Source organism: Granulosicoccus antarcticus IMCC3135, assembly GCF_002215215.1.
GTDB classification, from domain to species: domain Bacteria; phylum Pseudomonadota; class Gammaproteobacteria; order Granulosicoccales; family Granulosicoccaceae; genus Granulosicoccus; species Granulosicoccus antarcticus.
In genome coordinates, this window is the sequence record NZ_CP018632.1 from 721,127 (window position 1) to 743,879 (window position 22,753).

The 22,753-nt window shown below is 52.2% G+C and carries 16 protein-coding genes; 13 read left to right on the forward strand and 3 right to left on the reverse strand.

The window, feature by feature from the left end; genetic code table 11:
- Positions 1-7 precede the first annotated feature (7 nt).
- On the forward strand, positions 8-772 hold the full coding sequence (locus IMCC3135_RS03185; RefSeq protein WP_088916269.1) for a FadR/GntR family transcriptional regulator: 765 nt from the start codon (positions 8-10) through the stop codon (positions 770-772).
- 21 nt (positions 773-793) lie between these two features.
- Positions 794-1,942 (forward strand): mandelate racemase/muconate lactonizing enzyme family protein, encoded by a 1,149-nt coding sequence (locus IMCC3135_RS03190; RefSeq protein WP_088916270.1) that lies wholly within the window; start codon positions 794-796, stop codon positions 1,940-1,942.
- Between the two features lie 63 nt (positions 1,943-2,005).
- On the opposite strand, the gene IMCC3135_RS03195 is transcribed toward IMCC3135_RS03190, so the two are convergent.
- A complete protein-coding gene (locus tag IMCC3135_RS03195; protein ID WP_157735737.1) occupies positions 2,006-3,673 on the reverse strand; it encodes a G protein-coupled receptor family protein in 1,668 nt (555 codons plus the stop codon).
- A 198-nt stretch (positions 3,674-3,871) separates the two neighbouring features.
- Here IMCC3135_RS03195 and IMCC3135_RS03200 point away from each other — a divergent pair, with 198 nt between their 5' ends.
- From IMCC3135_RS03200 to IMCC3135_RS03230, 7 genes are all read left to right on the forward strand, one after another.
- Entirely contained in the window at positions 3,872-4,669 is a 798-nt protein-coding gene (locus IMCC3135_RS03200; RefSeq protein WP_088916272.1) for a phytanoyl-CoA dioxygenase family protein, read from the forward strand.
- 280 nt (positions 4,670-4,949) lie between these two features.
- Positions 4,950-5,684 carry a GntR family transcriptional regulator gene (locus tag IMCC3135_RS03205; RefSeq protein WP_205737883.1) on the forward strand — a complete coding sequence of 245 codons (735 nt, stop codon included), beginning with the start codon at positions 4,950-4,952 and terminating at the stop codon, positions 5,682-5,684.
- A gap of 18 nt (positions 5,685-5,702) precedes the next feature.
- On the forward strand, positions 5,703-6,722 hold the full coding sequence (locus IMCC3135_RS03210) for a sugar ABC transporter substrate-binding protein (RefSeq protein ID WP_088916274.1): 1,020 nt from the start codon (positions 5,703-5,705) through the stop codon (positions 6,720-6,722).
- 262 nt (positions 6,723-6,984) lie between these two features.
- The gene (locus tag IMCC3135_RS03215; RefSeq protein WP_088916275.1) at positions 6,985-8,052 is read left to right on the forward strand and encodes an ABC transporter permease; all 1,068 of its coding nucleotides are present in this window, start codon (positions 6,985-6,987) and stop codon (positions 8,050-8,052) included.
- Positions 8,049-9,032, forward strand: a complete 984-nt coding sequence (locus IMCC3135_RS03220) for an ABC transporter permease (RefSeq protein ID WP_088916276.1) — start codon at positions 8,049-8,051, stop codon at positions 9,030-9,032. Before IMCC3135_RS03215 ends, IMCC3135_RS03220 begins: the two co-directional genes overlap by 4 nt.
- On the forward strand, positions 9,029-10,603 hold the full coding sequence (locus tag IMCC3135_RS03225; RefSeq protein WP_088916277.1) for a sugar ABC transporter ATP-binding protein: 1,575 nt from the start codon (positions 9,029-9,031) through the stop codon (positions 10,601-10,603). Before IMCC3135_RS03220 ends, IMCC3135_RS03225 begins: the two co-directional genes overlap by 4 nt.
- 78 nt (positions 10,604-10,681) lie before the next feature.
- Entirely contained in the window at positions 10,682-11,692 is a 1,011-nt protein-coding gene (locus IMCC3135_RS03230) for an aldo/keto reductase (RefSeq protein ID WP_088916278.1), read from the forward strand.
- A 77-nt stretch (positions 11,693-11,769) separates the two neighbouring features.
- Here the strand turns inward: IMCC3135_RS03230 and IMCC3135_RS03235 are convergent, their stop codons facing one another.
- Positions 11,770-12,876, reverse strand: coding sequence for a hypothetical protein (locus IMCC3135_RS03235; RefSeq protein WP_088916279.1), 1,107 nt, complete (start codon positions 12,874-12,876; stop codon positions 11,770-11,772).
- A 361-nt stretch (positions 12,877-13,237) separates the two neighbouring features.
- Here IMCC3135_RS03235 and IMCC3135_RS03240 point away from each other — a divergent pair, with 361 nt between their 5' ends.
- From IMCC3135_RS03240 to IMCC3135_RS03255, 4 genes are all read left to right on the forward strand, one after another.
- A complete protein-coding gene (locus tag IMCC3135_RS03240; RefSeq protein WP_088916280.1) occupies positions 13,238-13,909 on the forward strand; it encodes an alpha/beta fold hydrolase in 672 nt (223 codons plus the stop codon).
- A gap of 41 nt (positions 13,910-13,950) precedes the next feature.
- Positions 13,951-14,973, forward strand: coding sequence for a LacI family DNA-binding transcriptional regulator (locus IMCC3135_RS03245; RefSeq protein ID WP_157735738.1), 1,023 nt, complete (start codon positions 13,951-13,953; stop codon positions 14,971-14,973).
- A gap of 138 nt (positions 14,974-15,111) precedes the next feature.
- Entirely contained in the window at positions 15,112-15,783 is a 672-nt protein-coding gene (locus IMCC3135_RS03250; protein WP_088916281.1) for an ABC transporter ATP-binding protein, read from the forward strand.
- Positions 15,780-18,314 carry an ABC transporter permease gene (locus tag IMCC3135_RS03255; RefSeq protein WP_088916282.1) on the forward strand — a complete coding sequence of 845 codons (2,535 nt, stop codon included), beginning with the start codon at positions 15,780-15,782 and terminating at the stop codon, positions 18,312-18,314. Before IMCC3135_RS03250 ends, IMCC3135_RS03255 begins: the two co-directional genes overlap by 4 nt.
- Before the next feature lie 103 nt (positions 18,315-18,417).
- Here the strand turns inward: IMCC3135_RS03255 and IMCC3135_RS03260 are convergent, their stop codons facing one another.
- Complete coding sequence (locus tag IMCC3135_RS03260; RefSeq protein ID WP_088916283.1) at positions 18,418-22,620, reverse strand: DEAD/DEAH box helicase; 4,203 nt, start codon at positions 22,618-22,620, stop codon at positions 18,418-18,420.
- Positions 22,621-22,753 lie beyond the last annotated feature (133 nt).

Sequence of the window (22,753 nt, forward strand, 5' to 3'; positions counted from 1 at the left end):
TGGACTCATGACTGAACTTCTCTATTACGACTTGAAAGAGTCCAAAATGGTTGCCCCCGGGTTGGCGACACAGGTTTCTCGCGAGCTGGGGAGACGTATCGTCTCGGGCAGTTATGCTGAGGGTGGTCTGATCGATGACGAGAACAAGCTGGCAGAACGCTTCAGCGTTAGTAAGTCAGTTGTTCGTGAGGCGGTCAAACTGCTTGTTGGCAAGGGGTTACTTGATGTGCGTCGCGGCAGTGGTACTCGTGTCTGTGAACGTCGCCGTTGGATGTTGCTCGATGATGACGTCCTGGCCTGGCACCAGGCAGTAACACCAAAACCCCAGTTTTTGAGTCAGCTTATGGACATTCGCTTGATGATGGAGCCCAAGGCTGCAATGTGGGCTGCCGAGTTCGGGACGCAAAGCGCTCATGATGAGATCGAACATGCCCATTCAAAGATGGAAGCGGAGGCAAAATCGGTAGAGGACTTCGTGGTTGCCGATGCGCTGTTTCATCGTGCCATACTGCGCGCAGCCGATAATGAATTCCTGCTGAACCTGGAAGGTGTCATTTTCTCTGCGCTGTTGTCCTCCATCAAGCTGACGAATGCTGATCCTCGGGAAAACGCCAGCTCGATTCCTGTTCACCGCGCTGTAATGGACGCAATTCTTTCCCGTGACGCCGATGCCGCAGAGCAACAAATGCGAGCACACCTGGATGACACGATTGCCCGTCTGAGTGTGGCCGTGAAGGGCTTTGAACCCCGTTACAAGCCAAGCCAGACATGACCCTGTTTGATTGAACATCCTATGAAAATATCCTCCATAGAAATCTTCGTGTTGAAGACGCCATTGGCAGAGCCATTCGCTTTTTCTCAAGGGTGGGTCCATCAACGCGCAGCTACACTGGTGCGAATCACCACCGATAACGGTTTGACTGGGTGGGGTGAGGCTTTTGCCCAAGGGTTGGAGCCACCTGAGATATCGGCCGCGGTGATCGAACATGCGCTCAAGCCTCTGGTGCTTGGAGAGAACCCGCTCGATACCAATGTGCTATGGCACAAGATGTATAACCAGACTCGAGACTTTGGTCGCAAGGGGTCTGTTACGGCCGGGATCAGTGCTATCGACATTGCGCTGTGGGACATAGCGGGTCAGTACTATTCACAGCCGATTCATCAGTTATTGGGTGGTGCGTTTCGTAGTCATGTGGTTCCCTATGCAACCGGTTTTTATCGGATAAGCGGTCAGAAGGAAGCTGAGCGGTTAGCGGCTGAAGCCAAGGATCATCATGCGGCAGGATTCAAGGCAATGAAGATCAAATTGGGTTTTGGTGTGGCTGATGATATCGAGGTCATGGAAGCCATTCATGAGGCAGTTGGTCATCTTGATATTGATTTGATGGTCGACACCAATCATGCCTACGGGCGCTCAGATGCTTTGATTCTCGGCAAAACGTTGGAAAAATATGATGTGCGATGGTATGAGGAGCCGGTTGTTCCTGAAGATATTGAAGGCTATCGGGAATTGCGTACACGATTGTCAATACCCATTGCGGGCGGTGAGAATGAACATACGGCGTACGGATTTCGAGCGCTGATAGGTAGCCAGGCTATCGACGTTGCTCAGCCAGATATCGGTTCTTGCGGAGGGTTTACTGCGGTACGTGACATTACAGCACTGGCCCAGGCCCATGGCGTGTTAGTCAATCCTCATGTGTGGGGATCTGCGATAGCACAGGCAGCTTCAATTCAGTTGATTGCAACACTGCCGATCACCAATCATTCCTTGTTTCCACGAGAGCCTATTCTTGAATATGATCGATCTGCTCACCCGTTTCGTCAGCAATTGGTAAGTCAGCCTCTTGGCATTCGTGATGGTGTGGTGGCTATACCTGATGGTCCGGGTCTGGGGATCGAGGTGAATATGGATACAGTTGAGAAGTATCGCTCAAATTGATATCGCTGAGCACGAAAGCCACGTTTGATACTGACTTGGATGTCGTGCTCAGGGGATACCTTCTTACCGGGTTGCAGGCTGATGAATAGTTAGCTGCGGAAATGGAATGGTCCAGCCATTTTCATTGGCAACAGCTACACAGCTTTGCTGGATTAGCCGATGCAGTTTGAAGTAGTCACTCGCAACGGTACTGCTCATCATTGCGAAAACCAGAAAATCCAGTGACGAGGTATTGGCATTTGCCAGCTCGACAATCAGTTTGTTGATGTGCATTTCATAATTCGCATCGTGAAGAGTTTTTCGAACTTCGCGCTCCAGAGTCTGGGGGATTTCGGTCAGGCTTATTGACTGCAGGGAGTAGTCGAAACCAAAAGTAACCGATACACCGAAGGTTTCATCGCGGGAAAGATTGATGAGGTTTATCGCGTAGAACTCCTGTGTGTTGTAGGTCATCGACATGCCACCTCGTATCGAGATTTCGACAAGATCAGGTGTCTGGCACTTTATCTGTCCAAATGTGGTGTCAGGCAAAATCACATAGTCCCCCCGGTTGCTGGGGAACCACAGATTGTTCTTTACCGGCCTGGAAACCAGTGTTGCGATAACGTCCAGCGGCAGTCGGATGACTCCATCCAGTGCCGGGTTGCGAAGTACCGTGTAGAGGTTCAGCGATTCTATCTGCCAAGGCAGCCCGTTATAGATGACTCGCTCATCTTCCCTGACAGCACCCAGATTCAGTAACAGGCGGGCCTCTCTGACATAACGGGGCAGGTATTGCCTGAGTCCCAGAATGATTGCAACAATTACCAGAAAGGCCAGGGCCAGAAGCAACAGGTCCTCCCTGACGTACAGCACAACCAGGATGACAAAGACCGTGATCAAGGTCGTCACCAGGTAGAAGCTGTAGGCCAGCAACCGGAACCAGGTGCTATTGCGGCGTTGGTCCTTGGTAGTAAACCGGATGGTGTACATCCACCAAAGAAATCGCATCACCGCCCAGGTCAGAAAGGCGGCTGCCATGGCAATTGCCAGGGTGAGTCCACGGCCTAGCAAAAACAGTCGTGTCGCGGGCCAGACTCCCTGGAAGAAGGTTTCCTGGTCAGCGCTCAAACGTTCGAGCTGGGTTTGGGCAACCAGCCTATGCTGTTCATACTGAGCTTGTTCGTCCTGCCATTTGGAGAGAAGATCAGCGATTCGGCTGGCGGCGTTCGCATCCAGTGAATCGGCTGGAATGGCTTCCAGCTCGCTGACTGCCTGATGGGTGATCTGCAGTTGTGCTTCACTGCGATAAACCGTATCGCGTGCTTCGGCTACTTGACGCGGACGCTTGGTAATCGACTTCAGTGATTCGATCAAAGGGTTCAAAATATCCAGCAAATCCTGCCGCCAGTCGGTCTTAACAGCATCCGGATCATTCAGTAAGGCGGTATCAGTATTGCTTAGCGCGATCATCTCGAAGGCTGCGGACAAATTGCCGATATCACGATTCAGATTACTGAGCACCGTCTGTTTGTCGGCAGGTAGCTCCTCTGTCTTGTCGGTCTGTGTTTTTTCAAGCTCGACTTTCTGATCGACCTTCTTTTGCAGCAGCCGCGCCAATTCATCAAGGCGAATTGCCTGCAGATCCTTGCCATCAAGGCTCTGTTCTGGAACTTCAGGCTGGCTTTGTGCCAGTAGCTCAGTGACTGGCAAGCACAGGAGGAGCAGTAGGAAAATGAGGCGAATCTGCATGGGACTACTCGTTGACTTATGAATGACATAACAGGGGGGCGAGATAATGTCTGGCTTGATTCCTGCCGGCGGTTGTCTGTATACGCCTTTTGGCAGGGTCTGCGTATCTTTCGTCTCTGTTTTTCCAGAATACACTTTGTTGCCAACATGGTTGAATGCGATCATGGGAATCTGACAGGCTTTTCAGGTTGACCAGATATGCATCATCTCATCACGCAAGATCATGTCGATACGTTTCAGAAGGAGGGTGTTGTTCTGATTCGCTCTCTGTTTGATGATTATATTGAGATCATCCGCCAGGGTATCGAGCTGAATTTGAATGATCCGGGTCCTTATGCTGCGGAAAATTTGCAGAGCGGCGATTCGGGTCGATTTTTCGACGACTACTGTAACTGGCATCGGATTGCACCATTCGAAAAGGCCATTCGTGAGTCTGCCGTGGCAGAGGTTGCCGCCTCACTGATGAGCTCAAATAGTGTTCAACTGTTTCACGATCATGTGTTGATCAAGGAGCCCGGAACCGCCAAGCCCACGCCATGGCATCAGGATAGTCCTTACTATTTTGTCGATGGTATTCAGAACGTCTCTTTTTGGGTGCCACTGGACCATGTCAGCGATGCCACTCTGCGTTGTGTGGCAGGTTCACATCGATGGGAGAAGCCCGTGTTGCCGACTCGCTGGCTGGCGCAAGACAACTTCTATCCTGATGCGGATGACTATCAGCCCGTACCAGACCCTGACAGGGAAGGGATGGATATTCGCGAGTGGAGTCTTGAACCCGGGGACGCAGTTGCATTCAGCTTCTCAACGCTACATGGTGCGCGAGGCAATCATTCCAACACTCGACGACGAGCCTTCTCATTACGACTTCTGGGTGATGATGCCCGTTATGTCGAACGTCCGGGGCCCACATCACCACCATTTCCTGATCACGGCATGAGTGCGGGTGAGAGGTTGCGAGAAGACTGGTTTCCGACGATTTTCAGAACCCAATGATAATTATCTCTTTCATGCATTTTCCAATAGAGAATGCGAATCAGATCGGAAAGTTCTGAGTTGTTTGCAGTGCTGAGTAAGTTTATTATTTTTTTTGCGGCGCAAAACACTGAAAATAGCAGGTAGAGACAACCGTTCAATTCTGCTCAGTTCGGAGAAAGAGTTGCACGGGGAACGGCTACCGCATGGTTGCATCGAGAGCAATTATCTTCGAATTTTTATTTGCAGGTGATTTACTAAAATGGTAGTTTACTAGTGTGTCACTGCATTCGGAATGTTCGTGGAAAGAGTTATTCATATAGATACAGAGATTGATTCGAGCCTGCCGCTCGGTCCTCAAGTGTATGAATTGCTCAAGAAAGGTATTGTTCAGGCGCAGTTTAAACCTGGCGATCGTGCTTCAGAAGTGGAAATATCTCGACAACTGGAAGTCAGTCGACAACCTGTGCGTGAAGCATTTCTGAGGTTGCAGGCAGGGGGATTGCTCGATATTCGTCCGCAACGCGGTACTTTCGTGCAAAAAATATCTGTCAAGGCTGTATTGGATGCACGCTTTCTGCGTGAAGCAATCGAATCCGATATCGTCGCACTGGTTGCGGTCTCCAGAAAAGCTGCTGTCATCGCTGAATTGAAAAAACAGATCAAAGCGCAGCGCAAGGTGGCCAAAGCCGATCCTGTCAGCTTCATGAAACTGGATGATCTGTTTCATCGAACACTTGCTGAAGCAGCCGAAAAATCATCCGCCTGGCAATTCATCGAAGATCTTAAAACACAAATGGACCGAGTCCGTTTCCTGTCGTTCAACCACTTTCATGTCGAGCAGCTTATCGCTCAACATGTCTCCATTGTAGATGCTATCGAGTCTGGGTCGTCTACTGATGCTGTTCGGTATATCCGAAATCACTTGCGGGAAATCCTGAAGTCACTACCCATGATTTCCCATGAGCACCCTGACTATTTTGATCCGGTTAGTGATGAGCTTGCCGACACGACTACCATAATAAATATAAATTAATCCTCTTGGAGATACGTAATGTTTCGTAAGATATTGTTTGGTACATGCATCTCGCTGGTCGCCTTTACCGGTACGGTGTCCGCCGATAGTGACACCAAGGTTGCATTGGTGCCAGGTGGCCCTCACCCCTATTTTACTGCCTGGGAACAAGCGGGAAAAGACGCTGCCAAAGACTTTGGTCTTGCATCAGCGGACTATAAGGTTCCACAAAAATGGGAGCTGGGTGCACAGAATCAATTACTGGAAAGTCTGGTGACACAGGGATATAACGCTTTTCTGGTATTTCCGGGAGACCCGGTTGGTACAGTTGGTATCGTTGACGAATTGGTCGGAACCGGTGCAGTGGCCATGGCATTAGCAGGATGTTTGAGAGACCCATCTGAAGCGGTATTCTGCATGGGCACTGATACGGGTAACTCAGCCTATCTTGGCACGCAGGAGCTACTAGAGTCATTGGGAGGTGGAGAGGGTAAGAAGATCGTGCATTTCACCGGTTTTCTGGTCGATGCGAACACCAAGCTGCGCATTGATGCGGTTGAACAGGCCGCCTCAGAAGCTGGCGCTGAAGTTATTCAGGTCATTGCCGACATCGATGCACCAGAGCCCGCTGAAGAGAAGATCAATGCCTATCTGGCCGCGCACGCCGATGAGGTTGATGGCATCATCACGACGGCCTGGGTTCCGGCGGTCGTTGCAGCTAATGCTCTGCGAAAAATCGGTGACAAGCGCATCAAGATGGTTGGTATCGACCATGACGAGGTTCTTCTTCAAGCGGTAAAAGATGGCTTCGTACATGGAACGATGCTGCAAAACCCCTACGGTCAGGGATATATAGGTTCTTTCGCGGCTGACAAGCTGCGTCAAGGTTGTACCATCAAAGCTGATGCACCGTTCAAATCCAATGCACTGACTGACAAGTTCATTGACTCAGGTACTGTGTTTGCAGGTGTTGATGAAGTCGACGATTACGTCACTTCGATGCAGAGCATCACCAAGACACTGTTCGAAAGCTTCGAATCCACCTATCTGGATTGCTGAGTTCTTGTCTTGTCGCCGCCGACACGTCGCAGGTCTGACGCGTTGGTGGCGCACACTCTGGCAGACAAGTGCAAGCTATACGAGCTTGCACTTTTATCGACATAAGTCCGACACCCAGCGATTCATCAGACATCAAACCTTGGTAATGGCGTGCCCATTGCCGAGCGTTCGGGTGGCTGATGAATTCTGTGAAAAATCACAGTGCCCCGGTCTGTTACTGCCTTCGCCTGTCACCCTGTTTCAATAAGGATGTAGCTCCTGCATGAATAACTTCGGCAGCACACAGAGCCCCTCTCAAGACGTCGGGATTCTGGATGATGAAACGTCACCGGCGCCAGGTTCGGGCCGTCTGACTCAACAGTTACGCAGATTACTGCTGTCCAACGAGTTCGGATTGCTGGCACTAATCATAATATTTTCCATCATCTTCGCGATTGTGACGCCTGGTTTTACCTCTTCGTTCAGCTTGTTTGCGATGGGGCGTACAGCCGCAGTCAACATCATTATCGGATTCTCGATGATGGTGGTCATTGTCAGTGGTGGTCTCAATCTGTCGGTTGGCTCCATCGGTGTCTGTGTGGCAATGGGTGGTGGTTGGCTGATGCAGGTTGCAGGGTTTCCCTGGTATCTGGGTGTTGTCGGAGCGTTGGCACTGGGTGCCATGATTGGCGCACTGAATGGCGTCCTGATTGTCAAGACAGGGTTGCACAGCTTCATTATCACCCTGGCCACGATGAGTATATTTTTTGGTGTCATGATTTTCCTTACCCAGGCAGGCTCATTTCGTGAACTGCCGCCAGAGTATGTGACATTCGGTCGCATGAAGATCAATGGTGTGGTGTCGCCATTGCTGATTGTTACCCTGGTCGTTGGCGTGATTCTGGCCGTGTTTTTCAAATTGACAACTGCTGGCCGGCGACTGCTGGCAGCCGGTGCCAACCCCGACGCTGCAGAACTTTCCGGTATTCGGGTGGATCGCACCATTATTCTGTGTCATGCGATGTCTGGTGTGCTTGCCGGTATTGCAGGGCTGATGCTGGTGTCGCGGACCGGTGCAGCTATTCCTTCGATGGCTGGTCAACTGGGGCAAGACTGGTTGCTGCCAGCATTTCTGGGACCGGTATTGGGCGGTACACTGCTCACCGGTGGCCGTGCTTCGGTGCTTGGAACCTTACTGGGAGCTTTTCTGGTCACCTTGCTGACAACGGGCCTGTTGCTTTTGCAAGTTGGTGCGTTCTGGGTACAGACCTGTCTGGGCCTGTTACTGCTAGCGGCTGTACTGATAGATCTTCTTCGACGCTCCTACCTGGCTCGGCATAATCTCATATGAAACGTCAATTAAGCTCCTACCTGCAATCGGATTGGTTCGGACCGCTGCTCATCACCATAACGGCCATAGCTCTGGTCAGCTGGTTCAACCCTTCATTTCTGTCCCCGTTCAATATACAAATCCTTTTGCTGGCGATAGCCGTCAATGCTCTCATCGCCTATGCGCAAATGGTCATCATTGCCATTGGTCAGATGAACCTCTCCGTCGGTGCCATTGGTGGTTTAGTGGCTATTTCTTTTTCGGGTTTCATGGAAGTCTGGTCGATTCCGTGGCCAATCGCAGCTGTCATGGCATTAGCTGTAGGGCTGGCAGCTGGGTATCTCAATGGTTTTTTTGTAGCCATGACTGGCATCTCGGCTTTTATCATCACTCTGGCAACGCTGTCTATCTATAAGGGTTTGAACCTGGGTATTACTGAGGCGACACCTTTTTACAAGATTCCGGACATGGTCAAGAGTCTGGGTAATGACACTTTTATCCAGCCACTACCCTGGCTTGTAATACCAACAGTTATTGTGACTTTTGGTCTCTGGTATCTTCTGAATCGACTTCCTGTCGGGCGGTTCATTCTCGCTGTGGGTGGTAATGAACATGCCGCGGAACTGTCCGGAATATCTGTACGAAAAACCATTATCACTGCACATGTAATCTCAGGCTTTCTGGCTGGGCTGGCAGGCATCATGCTGGTGGCCCGTTTACAAATAGGACAGCCGACCATTGGCGATGACTGGTTGATCCTCTCGTTCGCCGCGCCGGTAATCGGCGGTGCCGTTTTAACAGGTGGGCATGTCAGTGTGGTCGGCACATTGCTGGGTGTTGTTATCGTTGCCATCATCACCCAGGTATTGGTGCTGTTCAACGTCGATCCATTTCTGGTGCAAGTGGTACTCGGGTTCCTGATCCTATGGGCTGTCGGCCTTAACAAGTTGCGAGAGGTCAGAGCGGCGAAGGTAACCGCTGAACAGGGAGCGATCGCATGAGCAATGTCGTTTTCCGAGCTGCCAATATCAGCAAATCGTTTCCGGGTGTCAAAGCACTACAAAACGTCACTCTGGAGCTGAACTCCGGTTCCATTCACGCGCTGTTAGGAGAGAATGGGGCCGGTAAGTCGACGCTGATAAAGATCATTACCGGTATCCACAGGCAAGATCAAGGCACGCTGATGCTCGGTGACCAGTCAGTTCAGCTGCACGGGCCGCGTGATGCTATTGCCCATGGGATCGGGGTCGTTCATCAGGAGCGCAATCTGATCCCCAGGTTCTCGATCAGTGAAAACATATTCCTTGAATCTCTTGGCAAGCAATCTCTGACCCGTATTGATTATCGGGCATTACATGAGCAGGCACGCGTCTGGCTCGATATGCTGGCGCTGGACGTAGACCCAGCCACTCCGGTGGCTAAGCTTAGTGTCGCGCAGATGCAACTGGTTGAAATTGCCAAGGCATTGTCGCTTAAGTCGAAGGTGTTATTGCTTGATGAGCCTACCGCCTCACTGACATCACACGAAACTGATACCTTATTCTCTGTTTTGCATCGTTTGCGTGACGGTGGTGCAAGCCTTGTATTCGTTAGTCACAAGCTTGAGGAGGTGCAGGAGATTTGCGATCAGGTGACGGTTCTTCGAGACGGGGTGAATGCCTGTGAAAGCCGGGCGATGGAGGGCCTTGATCGACAGGATATTGTCAAGTTGATGATTGGGCGTAGTGAGCAGATACCCGATTGGGCTGCTCGGACACGCTCTACCTCAGAAGTTGCGCTAGAGCTTCGCGATGTCTCTACTGAGTCAGGTCACCGGGATATCAATCTGCAAGTACGCCGGGCCGAGATTGTAGGTTTGTATGGATTGGTGGGAGCGGGTCGTACAGAGCTTGCCAAGAGTATTCTGGGTAAGTACCGCATTCAGAGTGGCAGTATCATTGTTGACGGTAAGCCCGCTGCCATTAATAGCGTAGCCGATGCGGTGAGTAAATATCATATTGGCTATGTTAGTGAAGACCGTAAGAAGGAAGGTCTTATTTTGATGCACTCGATAATCGAGAACGTTGGCATCACGGTGTGGGAGCAGCTTGGTAAAGCCAAGGCTTTGCTCACTAACCGAGCTGTCAAGAAGCACGTTGAGCCGTACATCAACAAGCTTGAAGTGAAAACACCTTCACTGAATCAGTTTGTCAACAATCTCTCAGGTGGTAATCAGCAGAAGGTCAGTGTTGCAAAATGGCTGGCGGCTGGTGTCAAGGTTCTCATTATCGATGAGCCATCTGTCGGAATCGATATAAAGACCAAAGCTTATCTGCACGAGTTGGTTCGGGAGCTGGCTGACAATGAGAACACAGCCATTCTGTTGATCTCCAGCGACATGCCAGAAATGATTACGCTGGCCGATCGTATCGTGGTGATGAATGATTTTCGTATCATGGGCGATATTGATAACACTCGCGAGTATGCAGCGATGAGTGAGGCGATCATGAACCTGATACATAGCAAGAAAACCATCCAGCCAAATAGCGAGGAGGATCCATCGGCGTCATCAGGTATTGGCATGGCAACATGAGCCCTGAGCATTCAGGGGTAGGTGAGTCGCTGTTCCACTGCGCATAGCTTGCAATAACAGGAAATTATAGGTACTGACATGAATTCCATCAAAATGCGACAACTTGGCAATAGCCAGGTTCGTGTCTCCGAATTGGGTCTGGGTTGTGCTTCCCTTGCAGGTGTAGGCAGTAGCGTGAGCGACAGCGATGCCAGAGCTACACTTAATGCAGCACTGGATGCGGGTATCAGCTATTTCGATACGGCCCCATTCTATGGCTACGGACGCTCGGAGCGTCTGGTTGGCGATGCTTTGCGAAAAGCCGAGGCGCCGATTCAGCTATCGAGCAAAGTGGGTCGTTTGCTGAAACCTTGTGCCGAACCACAGGTGGCTGACAGTGGATGGCCAGATGCCTTGCCCATGCAGCCACACTACGATTATTCCTATGATGGAGTGATGCGATCAGTGGAGGACAGTCTGCAACGGTTGGGCCTGGCCAGTATGGATATCGCTCTGATTCACGATATTGATATCTATACCCATGGCAAGGATATACAGAAGAGCATGATGGCAACAGCCATGTCAGGTGGCTACAAGGCGTTAGCGGAATTGCGTAGTGCAGGCGTGATCAAGGCGGTGGGGCTGGGTGTGAATGAAAATCAAGTGTGTATCGAGGCGCTTCAGCAGGGCGACTGGGATTGCTTTTTATTGGCCGGTCGATACACTTTGCTGGAACAATCGGCATTGGACGAGCTGTTTCCTGCCTGTGAAAAGGCCGGCACTTCAATCATTATTGGCGGACCATTCAATTCAGGGATACTTGTAGGAGGAAGTACATACAACTATGACGCAGCGCCTGCAGATGTGATGCAACGTGTCAGTTGTATCCAGCAGGTCTGTGCAGCACACAACGTTGAACTGGCAGCAGCAGCATTGCAGTTCACACTGCGTAGTTCTCTGGTGAGCAGTGTCATCCCAGGGCCAAGATCCGCTGCGGAATTCGCCTCTCTTCTCGCCTGGTATGAGGCGTCAATTCCAGATAGTTTGTGGTCCGATCTGCAATCCGAAGGTTTGTTGCGAGCAGATGCACCAACCCGACTGGAACCATAATAGCTCTGTCTTTTCAGGAAAGGCTTAACATTTTCTTGCGTATTGCTCTAACTTCCAGTCGTGATTGTGGGCTCAGTTCATCGACTCCCCACTGCCAGCCCGATCGGCATTCGATACACAAGACCCGCAGAGACAGCCCAGTCATCATCAAACGACAGGAACAATCCAAAGTTCTTGATACTTGGAAGGCCACCAGGGTATAAGTTGAAACGCAGATGTGTGGTGCCGGCATCGTTGTAGACCATGGAGGCAAGCAGGCTTTTTTCTCGGTCCAGAAACAGACCGATACTTGGACGCAGGTCGGCCTGGACGTTGCGTTGCCGGACGATTTCCTGCACGGCTGCCCCCACGCCCCAAGACAAACTATTACCGGAGGGCAGCGGGTGTGATAATCCCAGCAGATTATTCAATCCTGTGTAAACGAAGAGCCGTGCGTTTTTGATCGTCAGTCCCGGAGGTCTGTAGACATAGGAGATACCGGTATTCGTGAATTTATCTGAAGTCAGGTCCCAGGCACTGATAGCAGGCCAGATGGCTGGATCCAGTTTTTCTTGTATGTAGTGGGCAATTCGATCCTGGCTGAACAGCAAGATGCCAAGTGGTCGAAACAGGTAAACGTCTGCAACCGGGTCAGAGTCCGTCGTGTTCTGGACTTCGAGAGCTTCCTGCAATACTTCGCTGACCATGGCAAGGCTGGTTGCTGCCAGGCGCGGGTAGCGATAGCCTCTTGCGGTAAACCATTCAACATCACGACGATAGGCCATGCCGCCGCCCAGCAAATGCAGACCGTAGTTGGGTAGTGCTGCGAAACTGTCACGCCGGTATTCTGAATCGATCGGAAATATCTCTCTATTGATGAAGCGTTGGAAGCCTCCTTCGTTGTCAATAGATCGTTTTGGGTGCATCAGCTGCTCCCATGCCTGATCCAGATTGTCAGAAAAATTATCGGTGTCGAAATTTGCAGGTAACTGCAATGTATCAAGCGTGTAATCGAAGAATGCACTGGCAGGATTGTAGAGGGAGTCTGATCCGACGGTTTGCGGCCGGTAGTACTCGGGTGTTTCGGGTAGCGAAAACAGTTCTGAACCAGGCGAGTCAGGTGTCGCACAGCTCGAAGTGAGCAGACACAGGAGGGCTACCGGCAAGGCCGCGATACTGTTGAGGGCCTTAACGCCAATTGTCATATGAACAGAATCCGAGAATGTCTTTGTAACTGTCGGTGAGGTTGCCGAAGCAAATGATTCATGGTATCAACTGATTGCTTGATAGGTCCTAACGGAAGGGCATACCTTGGACATGTTTATGAAAGCGCTGTCATGTCCTGCTATTGATACACGGTTGATTTGTTGATATATGGTTACAGTTGTTTACCCTGTCGTGCACTAATGTTAACGTTAACCAACCGTCAGGCATTGCGCATGACAAATGGGGGCTCCTAGGGGCGAACATCGATACGGTTTTAAACGAGAGCAATACTCGTGCTGAGAATCTGACGAACAAGGCCAAGAACCCTGTTTCAAATTCCAGTTTTCCAGGGACAACGACATGAGCGCAGTGACATCAGAATACGTGGAATTAGATGATGACATCGGCATTCGTGTCATCCACTCCAAGCCCCAGCAGGGCAAGCACACCTTCGTTTTCCTGAATTCAATCGAGACGACTGCCGATACATGGGAAGACCGGATTGCGCCAGCGCTTCGCAAGCAACAGTACGGTACCTTGAGTTTTGATTATCGCTGTCAAGGCAAAACCGAATGCGGGCCAGATGCGGTGTTGGAGTCTGAGGAGATGGTTTCAGACATTGTGAGGGTGTTGGAAGCTCAACAGCCACATCGACCGGTCATGTGCGGCTTGTCGATCGGCGGACTTTTCGGAGCCAGGGCCATCGGAAAAGGTGCTCAGGCGGAAGCTATTGTGCTTATCAATACACTTCGCGGGGAAAACACGCACAGCGCAGGTGACAAGACGCTTGAAGCGAGCTGGGATTTTCCCTGGGAGTCGTTGGCAGTGCCGACACTGGTTTTCACCGGATCGCATGATCCACTTTCTGGAACTCAGAAAGCTGTTGAGGACATTCTGAAGAGAATTCCAGATATGAATTTGTTGGAGTATCCCGGTGACGGGAATTCTCTGCACTCAGAGTTTCCTGATGAATTTGTTGCAGATCTCATCAGTTATGCAAAGCTATTGGGACTGATAGGTGCGACGAAATAATGTTCATAGGTGTCGAATTTTACTAAGTACGGAGTGGTTTCTTGACTAGTTCATTTGGCACCAGGAAAAGAAATACGACGCAAGCCGATGTTGCAAAGCATGCAGGCGTAAGCATCATGACGGTGTCACGTGCTTTGAGTGGTTCTGGCAATATCTCGCCCGATACAAAGGAACGTATCAATAATTCCATGGAGGAGCTCGGTTACGTTTACAACACCGTTGCAGGCTCGCTGCGGAATCAGAGCAGCTCGATGGTCGCTGTTGTCATCCCTTCGGTTAATGATCTGGTCTTTGGCGAGATACTCAGTGGTGTCAATTCAGTGCTCAGGCCCAAAGGTTATTTCACGACTATTGGTGAGTCGTTTTTTGATCCGGAAGAAGAGTTCAAGGTCATCAAATCAATGTTGGCAATGCAGCCGGCAGGTATCATTCTCACGGGCGGGATTCATCACAAGCCTGAGCTTTTTGATTTGTTGAAAAAACGTAGTTGCCCGATACTACAGATGTGGGACACGGATAATCTGAATTTTGATTATCACGTGGGACCCTCTCAACGTGAGGTTGGTCAGATAGTTGCTGACCATCTCATAGAAAAGAAATATGAGTACATTGCGTATATCGGCGCTGAGTTGTCAATCGATGGTTGTGCAGACCAGCGATTCCAGTCTTTTCGCAGCAGGCTGTCTGAGGCAGGTATTTCAATTGAAACGGAGGTGGATGAAAATCTACCACGTCAGCCAGAATCAGGAAAAATACTGACCGAAAGGCTGCTTGCACGCTCTCCTCACGTCAACGCCATTCATTACCTGAATGACCCCATGGCTTTGGGTGGGCTTTCCTATTTATTTGATAAAGGGCTATCGGCTCCCAAGGATGTTGCTGTGGTGGGGTTCAATGGCTCGACACAGAAATTCTCCATTCGCACCAGGCTGACGACGGTTGATGTTCCCAAGTATGAGATTGGCAAGGTGTCGGGCGAAAAATTGCTGGCGTTGCTGAACGATGAGGGGGAGGGGCAGTTTTATCGATCTGAACTTCGGCTGATCGTTGGTGATACAAGCTGATAGCCTCTGAAGATTCTGGCGGCCATAGAATCTGAGTCACTCTATCGTACAATCAGTGAGTAGGGAACCTGAGCATCGTTAGACTGTCCCAGCTCCAATTACCCTGTCTTCATAACACTGACCTCGAGTTTGTTGGCCATGATCAGTCTGCAGAACATCGCCATGCAATACCGGATGGCTGGCGAATCCATCGATGTGCTGAAAGCACTGAATCTGGACATTGACGCACGTGAACGGGTTGCAATCGTCGGCCCCTCTGGCTCTGGTAAAACCACGCTGTTGCTATTGCTGACGGGTTTAGAGCAGCCCACCAGTGGTGAAATCATGATTGCCGGTCGCTCGCTTGCAACACTGGATCGCGATGCCCGTGCTGATCTCAGACGCGACACCATCGGGATCGTATTTCAATCATTTCATCTGATATCAAGCCTGACCGCCGAAGAGAACGTGGCATTGCCACTGGATATCGCCGGCCAACCCAATAGTGACAAACGGGCCCGTGAAATGCTTGCGCGGGTCGGGTTGAGTGAGCGGGGAGGGCATTATCCGGCCCAACTCTCCGGCGGTGAGCAGCAACGGGTGGCGATTGCCAGAGCACTGGTGCATGAGCCTGCGTTACTGGTTGCCGATGAACCGACTGGTAATCTGGATGAGCGTACCGGTGAGAGCATCATCGAGCTGTTGTTCTCGTTGAATCGCGAAAGTGGTACTACTCTGCTTCTGGTGACTCATGACCCTCAACTGGCCGCCCGTTGTGATCGCAGTCTGCGTCTGGAGAATGGCCAGTTGCACGCTGTTGTTGCCCCATGAAGATGCCGCAGCTTGCACGGCTTCTGCGTCTTTTGTGGAGAGACCTGGTCGGTAGTGGCACGCTGCGCTCGCTGTGGGTGTTCTGCGCCTGCCTGTTGCTGGGCATCACGCTTATCTCTGCGTGCAGTAGCTTGTTGGGACTGGTAGAGGATGGTCTGGCGAGCCAGCAGCGCGAAAACTTCGGTGGTGATCTGGTCGTGCGTGCCCGGGAGCCGTTGCCTGCCGAGCAGCGTGACTGGTTGGATGAGAATGCTCAGGTCTCGCTGCAGACTGAGCTGCGCACCATGATGGGAACCCAGGATGGTGACTTCACAGTGGTTGAAGTACAAAGTGTTGATAGTCAATATCCCCTATACGGTCAGGTACAACTGCAGCCGGAGCAGGATTTGCAATCTGCTGTGGCACGCTCAGCAGAGGGTGTCTGGGGGGCTGTTTACGATCCGGTATTGGCAGTCAGCCATGGTCTGGCTGTTGGCCAGCGTATCGATGTTGGTAATATCCAGCTTGAGCTACGTGCCGAGATTCTTGAGCAACCGGATCGTAGTCTGAGTGCCAATACGCGCGGGCCGCCGTTGATCATCGATGCTGAGGCACTGGAATTGACAGGGCTGCTGGGACCCACCAGTCTGGTTGATTACGATTATCGTATTCGTACTGAGGAGCCGGCCTCTGACTTTCGTGCACGTCTGCGCGGCAGTTTTCCTGAGGCGGATATCGAGATCCGGACACTCGCTGATCGAAGCGAACTGATTACCCAGCGGCTGGACCAGGTAGCTTCGGTGCTGTTGCTGATCGGGCTCACAACCTTGTTCATCGGTGGGTTAGGGGTTGCGAATAGCATTGCTGCCTGGATTGCCACCAAGCGCGGAATGCTGGCAACACTGCAAGCGCTGGGCGCTCGTGAGTGGCAAATCGGCTTTGTCTTTATTGGTCAGGTTATGCTGCTGGCCCTATTGTCGAGTACCGCTGGCGCTATCATTGGTTCCTCGATCGCCTGGTTTGCTTCGCGTACTCTGGCAACTGCGTTGCCGATATCCAGCGATGTGCTTGGACTGCTGTGGCCAACCGCACTAGCCATTGCTTTCGGTGTCCTGTCTGCCATTACTTTCGCATTGCCAAGTCTGGGGCGAACTCTGGCTGCAGATCCTATTGTGTTGTTGCGTGGCGCTACTGAATTCAATGCCCGGCTATCAGCAGGCTATCGTCGAATGACTGCCGCATTGGTGCTTGGCACGCTTGCGTTGATGTTGATTCTTCTGCCGGAACCTCTGGTAGGTATCGCCTTCATCGTTGTGGCAATCTTGCTGGTTGCGCTACTCGAGATGGTTATCGTGGCATTGCGATGGGGCGTGCGACGACTTCGGCAGTTGCGTGTTCTGGATGGACGTTTCACTCTGCAGATCGCAGCGGCTAACCTGTATCGACCAGGCAATACCTTGCGAGCCATGCTGCTGTCGCTGGGCAGTGCTCTGACGCTCTTGACTGCCGCCGCTCTTGTCATCGTTGCCACGCTTGACAGTCTGGGTAACACGGTACCTGAACGCTCGCCGTCACTGGTTTTCTATGATGTGCAGGCAGCAGAGTTGGAAGCCTTTGCTGAAACTCTCGAATCCTTGCCGGGGCATACCTCGCATGTGCTGGCGCCACTGGTTCTGGGTCGAATGACGCACATCAATGATGTGGCAATTGCTTCACGTGACAATGACCGACAAGCCGAAGAGGCGAATGATGAGCATAAGCTCAGTTATCGGGCCAGCGGTGTCGATAACACCCAGGTGGATCGTGGTGCCTGGTGGCCGGAAGATTATGCAGGTCCGACGCTGGTTGCGTTCGAGGATCGAGAGGCTGATCAACTGGGGCTCAATGTCGGAGACCGTTTGCGGTTCAGTGTCATGGGTGAGGTGGTGGAGGCAGAGCTTGCCGCAATTTACAGTCAGGCGCGATTCGAAACGCAATTCTGGTTAGAGGGTGTTTTCAGTGCGGGAGCACTGGATCCCTGGATTACCCGCTATATCGGTAGTGTCCATCTTGCCAAGGATCAGGATGTCGAGGCAATGCAGATGCTCGGGGCCGAGTTTCCGAGTGTTGTGACGATTCGTACCTCGCTACTGCTGGCTAATGTCCGTGCCATGCTGGGTGCGGCAGCCCTTGCTATAGGGCTGGTGGCTGCAATCTCCCTGACAGCCAGCCTGCTGGTCATGAGTAGTGTGATTGCCGCAACGACGCAGCGTCGTGTGTATGAGAGTGCAATCATGTATGCGCTCGGAGCTCGGCACGCAGCAATCCGCACCAGCCTGTTCATCGAGTATCTGTTGATGGCGCTGATACTGACCGTGTTTGCATTCACCGCCGGTAGTCTGATTGCCTGGGGAATACTCGAGTATTGGCTCAAGCTTGCGCAGGACGGTCTGTGGGTGACAGGGTTTAGTGTCGCATTCGCAGGCAGTGTGATCTGTCTTGCCGGAGGCGCGCTGTGGCTGATGCGCAGTCTGCGGGTCTCGCCAGCATTGTTGCTACAGCGAGGAGGGTGAGGGCTCGTGAAACAACAAGCTATCGTTTCCGGTGGCTCTGAACCCGCAATGATCCAGTTGGAGGGCTACTAGTCCTCCTCCTAATTATTGCGTGGGAGTGCTACTAGTCAGCACTCCCTTTCAATAATCGAATCATCGTGTCAGTATCAAATGCCGGACTGTCTGCACCTGCCAGTACCGAGTCGGCAAGATCTCGTTTGCTACCATGCAGCACTTGTATCTGTTCCTCGATGGTCCCGGTTGTCACCATGCGTACGATCGTCACCGGGCGTTGCTGACCGAGACGATGCGCGCGATCGGATGCCTGGTCCTCTACGGCAGGATTCCACCAAGGGTCCAGATGAATAACGTAATCCGCTGCAGTCAGATTCAATCCGGTTCCACCGGCCGTGAGTGATATCAAAAACACATCTCCGACCCCTCCCTGGAATGCGCTGACACGTGAGGTACGTTGTTTGGCAGGTACGCTGCCATCAATGTATTGATAGCTGATGGATTGTGCTATCAGATGTTGCTCGATAATTTTAAGGTGATCAACAAATTGTGAGAACACCAAGGCCTTGTGACCGCTGGCAATAAGCTCTGCCAGTGTGTCGGAAAACACGTCAAGCTTGGACGTGGGACCGGTCCAGCCGGGTGAAACAAGTGATGGGTTGCAGCACAGGCGTCGAAGCTTGGTCAGATAGGACAGAATGATGAACTTCTGCTTGCCAATATCCTGCGACTCGGAGCTGCCCTGTTCGAGTGATGCCAATGCTTCCTGGCGTATGGTTTCGTATAGCAGGGCTTCTTCGCCAGAGAGTTTGACGTCCAGTGTTATTTCGGTGCGAGCGGGCAGCTCCTTCAGGACATCGCGTTTGTGTCGACGTAGCAAAAAGGGCGACACCACCATTTGCAATTGCTCTCTGGCATGAAGATCGTTGTCACGCGTGATCGGCAGGGCGAAGCGTCGACGGAATGCTGTTTCGCTGCCCAGCAGTTGTGGGTTGAGAAATGCGAACAGGGAATGCAGGTCCATCAGATTGTTTTGTACGGGTGTGCCGGTAGTGACGATGCGAAAGTCGGCATGCAGTTGTCTGGCGCATTTGGCGCGTCGTGTTGCCGCATTCTTGATTGATTGTGCCTCGTCGAGTACGACGCTATGCCAATGCACTTTCTCCAGATACTCAATATCATTGACCAGTAATCCATAGCTGATAACAACGACATCGAAGGCAGAAATGTCAGTCAGCATTGCATGGCGTTGCTGAGTAATATCGGCATAGACGAGCATCTTCAGAGACGGGGCGAACCGCTGAGCTTCCTGCAGCCAGTTGCCGACCACCGAAGTAGGAGCGACCACCAGTGTTGGGCCGCCTTCTGCGCGTGACAGCAGTACCGCCAGCGCCTGGACCGTCTTGCCCAGACCCATATCGTCGGCCAGGCATGCTCCGGCGCCTATCTGGCCTAGTTGTGCAAGCCAGGCAAAACCTTCCTGCTGGTAAGTACGCAACTCGGCCTGCAGGGCCGCCGGTACAGTCGGTGTTTGCGTGAGAGCATCGCTGATACGTTGCCGTAGCTGCTTCCAGGTTTTGTCAGCCTTGATGGTGGCATTGTCGATAAGAGGATCCAGAGCCAGTAGTGCCATGGGATGTATTTGTGGTGCGGATGAGTCATCACGCTTCGGACGCGAGAAGGCCTGCAGGGTGTCCAGTTGCTGTTTCAGCGTTGTAGAGAGTGAGACGAAGTCCCCGTTGCCAAGCTCGATGAAGCGGGTACCTGGTTGCTCTGTCACTAGTTTTAGCAGGCGCTCAAGTGTCAGATCTTCGCCCGTGTCGCCCAGTGCCAGGGAACCACTGGCTGTGAACCAGTCCTTACCGCTTTTAACGCTCAGGTTGACCTGTTTGACGTTGGCCCGGGCCTTGATGCGAAATGGTAGCTCTTCAGGCCACAGGCAGCGTATGCCGGCTTCTTGCGCCTCTTCGAGTAACTCAAGGGCGTCAAGAGTTTCGTCGAGTACCATATGAGGTCGGCCATCGTAGTGACTGGCAAGCACTGATGATTGCATGACCATATTCTGTACATGGGTATTCTCCATGTCCAGGTCGCGTTGTACGGATTGGGAGCCTGTTGCTGTTTGCACATAAACAACCGAGCCACCCGTGCCTGCATCGAAGAAGGTACCTGATGCCGGGAGTGGTTCGACTCGTATCCGTACACGCAGGGAGCTGCCGAAAGGTTCGATGGCGAGTAAGGGGGCGGAGTCGCCTTCGACCAGGGAATCCTCAGCGACATCAGTATCGCCCTGTACCGAAATATCGCCCGCTAGTGAGTTAAGCAAACTGTGCAGGCGATCGCTTGCATTGCTGGGGACTCGCAGGCCGGCCGCGGGTATGGCCTCATCGATACGTCTGTGTGCAGCGGTGAAGTGAGTGACATTCAGACGACGATTGCCGGCGTCCAGTTCACTCAGATAATGACCACTCTTGAGTTCGGGTTCCACGATCAGTCGAATGGTGCCATCAGCTTCGCTGAGGTGCAGCACCGGTGGGCGTTCAACGACATCAACCCGTTCACCCTGTGGGTCGTAGACGCCGGGATGTCCAACCAGTTGATAGGTTGTTCTCTGGGTAGTCTCGTAAGTTGTAGCGCCTCCCCATCCGTAAGAGGCTACCTTCTGAATTGATCGGCTGGCCTTGAGGTCCTGATCGATCAGGTGCTCCATGGTATCTGCTTGCTCAAGCAGGCGCTTCAGAGCAACACGCCTGCCAGATGACCATTCACCATTCTTGCCGCGAGTCTGTTCAACCGGTGTGACTTCGACAGCGCTGCCGTGATGGTCGGACAGTTGCCATATCAGTCGCCTTGCCTTGGCGGTAGTATCCTTTTTCTTCTGTGTTTCAGGCCTTTTGGATTTGAGTGCCAGTTGTTCGAGCTCACGCAGGGAGTATTCCCATGGTTCTATGGGCGTTACCAGATGCGTCAGACTCTGAGCTCCCATTGCCTCCCGCCGAGCGTTGGCAGACTGCTCTGCAAACAGTGCGCGAATGTCGGGTTCCAGTTGTTCGGAGTTAGTAAAGCTTGCTTCCAGCACCGTCTGCAATTCGGCTACTACCCAGTGGTAACCACTCTGGCTGGCCTGTCTTGTGATCATCTGTAGCCAGTAATGGATACCTGTGTGGCTTTCTGGATAGTTGTAGTTAGAGTGCCAGCGCGAGGCAATGGCATACAGGGCACTGATGATGGAGGGAGAGCCGGGCACATAGAAGCTGCCTGAATGTGAGACTGGCTTGTCTGCGTTCTCGGCGGCGAGCAAGAGCAGATCCATGTCGGATTCGATCTTGAGTTTTGTACGCGCGGCAATCAGCGACTTCAATAAAGCTCGCGATTCAGTGGTATCCAGACGTACTAGTGAAAACAGGGCGATGCTGAAGCACAGAGTGTCGGGGTACAGAATGCGCTTTCTGGATCCGTTTCTTTCGATTTCGAGTGTCGCTTCAATGCTTGCCAGAGCCGCTTGATCGTCACCTTTCAGGGTGGAGATCATGGCGCGCAGGGCCTGACATTCCATCTGAACGTGCTTGATCTGAGGGCTTTTGAGCTCGATGCTTTTTATGAGCGTAATGGCCTTTTTGAACTTGCCTTGAAAGGCATACACTCTGGCCAGAAATGCCCTGTCGCGCTCATTGGGTGCAACGCTTTCGCAGCTCTTTGCAAACTCCTGGGTGGGGTGCAGAAAATGGATCAGATACGAGAGCCCGAATGTGCAGGCTACTTGCCGATGCTCCATAGGCAGGCGTTCCAGATAGGGCTTGGCGCGCGGCTCTGTCAACCATATCCAGATATGCGCGGGTAACCTCTCGTTGGCAAGTCGCTCAAAGGTGTCACCAATGAGTGCCAGGCGTACTTGTTGTTCGAGATGTTCGAAGGAGTTGAAATTGGGCCGGTAACTGTAGTGGGAGCCATAGCCAGGGCCGTGGCTGCTCTGCTCCAGCTCGTTGAGAATGAGCTTAGCTGTGCCGCGCTCATGCGCACTGACACAAAATCGCGTGAGGTTGCCGAGCAGGGCAAGAGGTCCCCGGGCTGCAACGCCTCGTACGCCTTCGACAGAAGGGAGCAACACCTGGGCTGCGACGAGTTCCTCGATGGCTTCGTTCAGTTGCGTAGATTTAAAGCCGCTCTCACCGGTGGTTGCTTTGCGTGCGCGATTGATCCACTGCAGCGCTTTGGAGCGTCCGGGGGCTTCGGGGTAGACAAGAGCGTAGCACTCAGCTACTTGCTCGGCGATGGGGGACAACTTGACGGGTGTGTTCGATACGGAAGGCATGAGGGGGAATTGTGCTGAGGGTTGCCGGTTTAGCTCATCTGTTTGAAAGACTGTACCGTATTTTGATCACCCTCTGTAACAGACAGCTTGTCAGTCACTCTGAATCATGAGTGCTGCTTGTTCTATCTGGCCG

Bases quoted from the DNA above. Each gene is read 5' to 3' on its own strand.
- IMCC3135_RS03185 (WP_088916269.1), top strand. From the start codon at position 8: ATGACTGAACTTCTCTATTACGACTTGAAAGAGTCCAAAATGGTTGCC.
- IMCC3135_RS03190 (WP_088916270.1), top strand. From the start codon at position 794: ATGAAAATATCCTCCATAGAAATCTTCGTGTTGAAGACGCCATTGGCA.
- IMCC3135_RS03195 (WP_157735737.1), bottom strand. From the start codon at position 3,673: ATGCAGATTCGCCTCATTTTCCTACTGCTCCTCCTGTGCTTGCCAGTC.
- IMCC3135_RS03200 (WP_088916272.1), top strand. From the start codon at position 3,872: ATGCATCATCTCATCACGCAAGATCATGTCGATACGTTTCAGAAGGAG.
- IMCC3135_RS03210 (WP_088916274.1), top strand. From the start codon at position 5,703: ATGTTTCGTAAGATATTGTTTGGTACATGCATCTCGCTGGTCGCCTTT.
- IMCC3135_RS03215 (WP_088916275.1), top strand. From the start codon at position 6,985: ATGAATAACTTCGGCAGCACACAGAGCCCCTCTCAAGACGTCGGGATT.
- IMCC3135_RS03220 (WP_088916276.1), top strand. From the start codon at position 8,049: ATGAAACGTCAATTAAGCTCCTACCTGCAATCGGATTGGTTCGGACCG.
- IMCC3135_RS03225 (WP_088916277.1), top strand. From the start codon at position 9,029: ATGAGCAATGTCGTTTTCCGAGCTGCCAATATCAGCAAATCGTTTCCG.
- IMCC3135_RS03230 (WP_088916278.1), top strand. From the start codon at position 10,682: ATGAATTCCATCAAAATGCGACAACTTGGCAATAGCCAGGTTCGTGTC.
- IMCC3135_RS03235 (WP_088916279.1), bottom strand. From the start codon at position 12,876: ATGACAATTGGCGTTAAGGCCCTCAACAGTATCGCGGCCTTGCCGGTA.
- IMCC3135_RS03240 (WP_088916280.1), top strand. From the start codon at position 13,238: ATGAGCGCAGTGACATCAGAATACGTGGAATTAGATGATGACATCGGC.
- IMCC3135_RS03250 (WP_088916281.1), top strand. From the start codon at position 15,112: ATGATCAGTCTGCAGAACATCGCCATGCAATACCGGATGGCTGGCGAA.
- IMCC3135_RS03255 (WP_088916282.1), top strand. From the start codon at position 15,780: ATGAAGATGCCGCAGCTTGCACGGCTTCTGCGTCTTTTGTGGAGAGAC.
- IMCC3135_RS03260 (WP_088916283.1), bottom strand. From the start codon at position 22,620: ATGCCTTCCGTATCGAACACACCCGTCAAGTTGTCCCCCATCGCCGAG.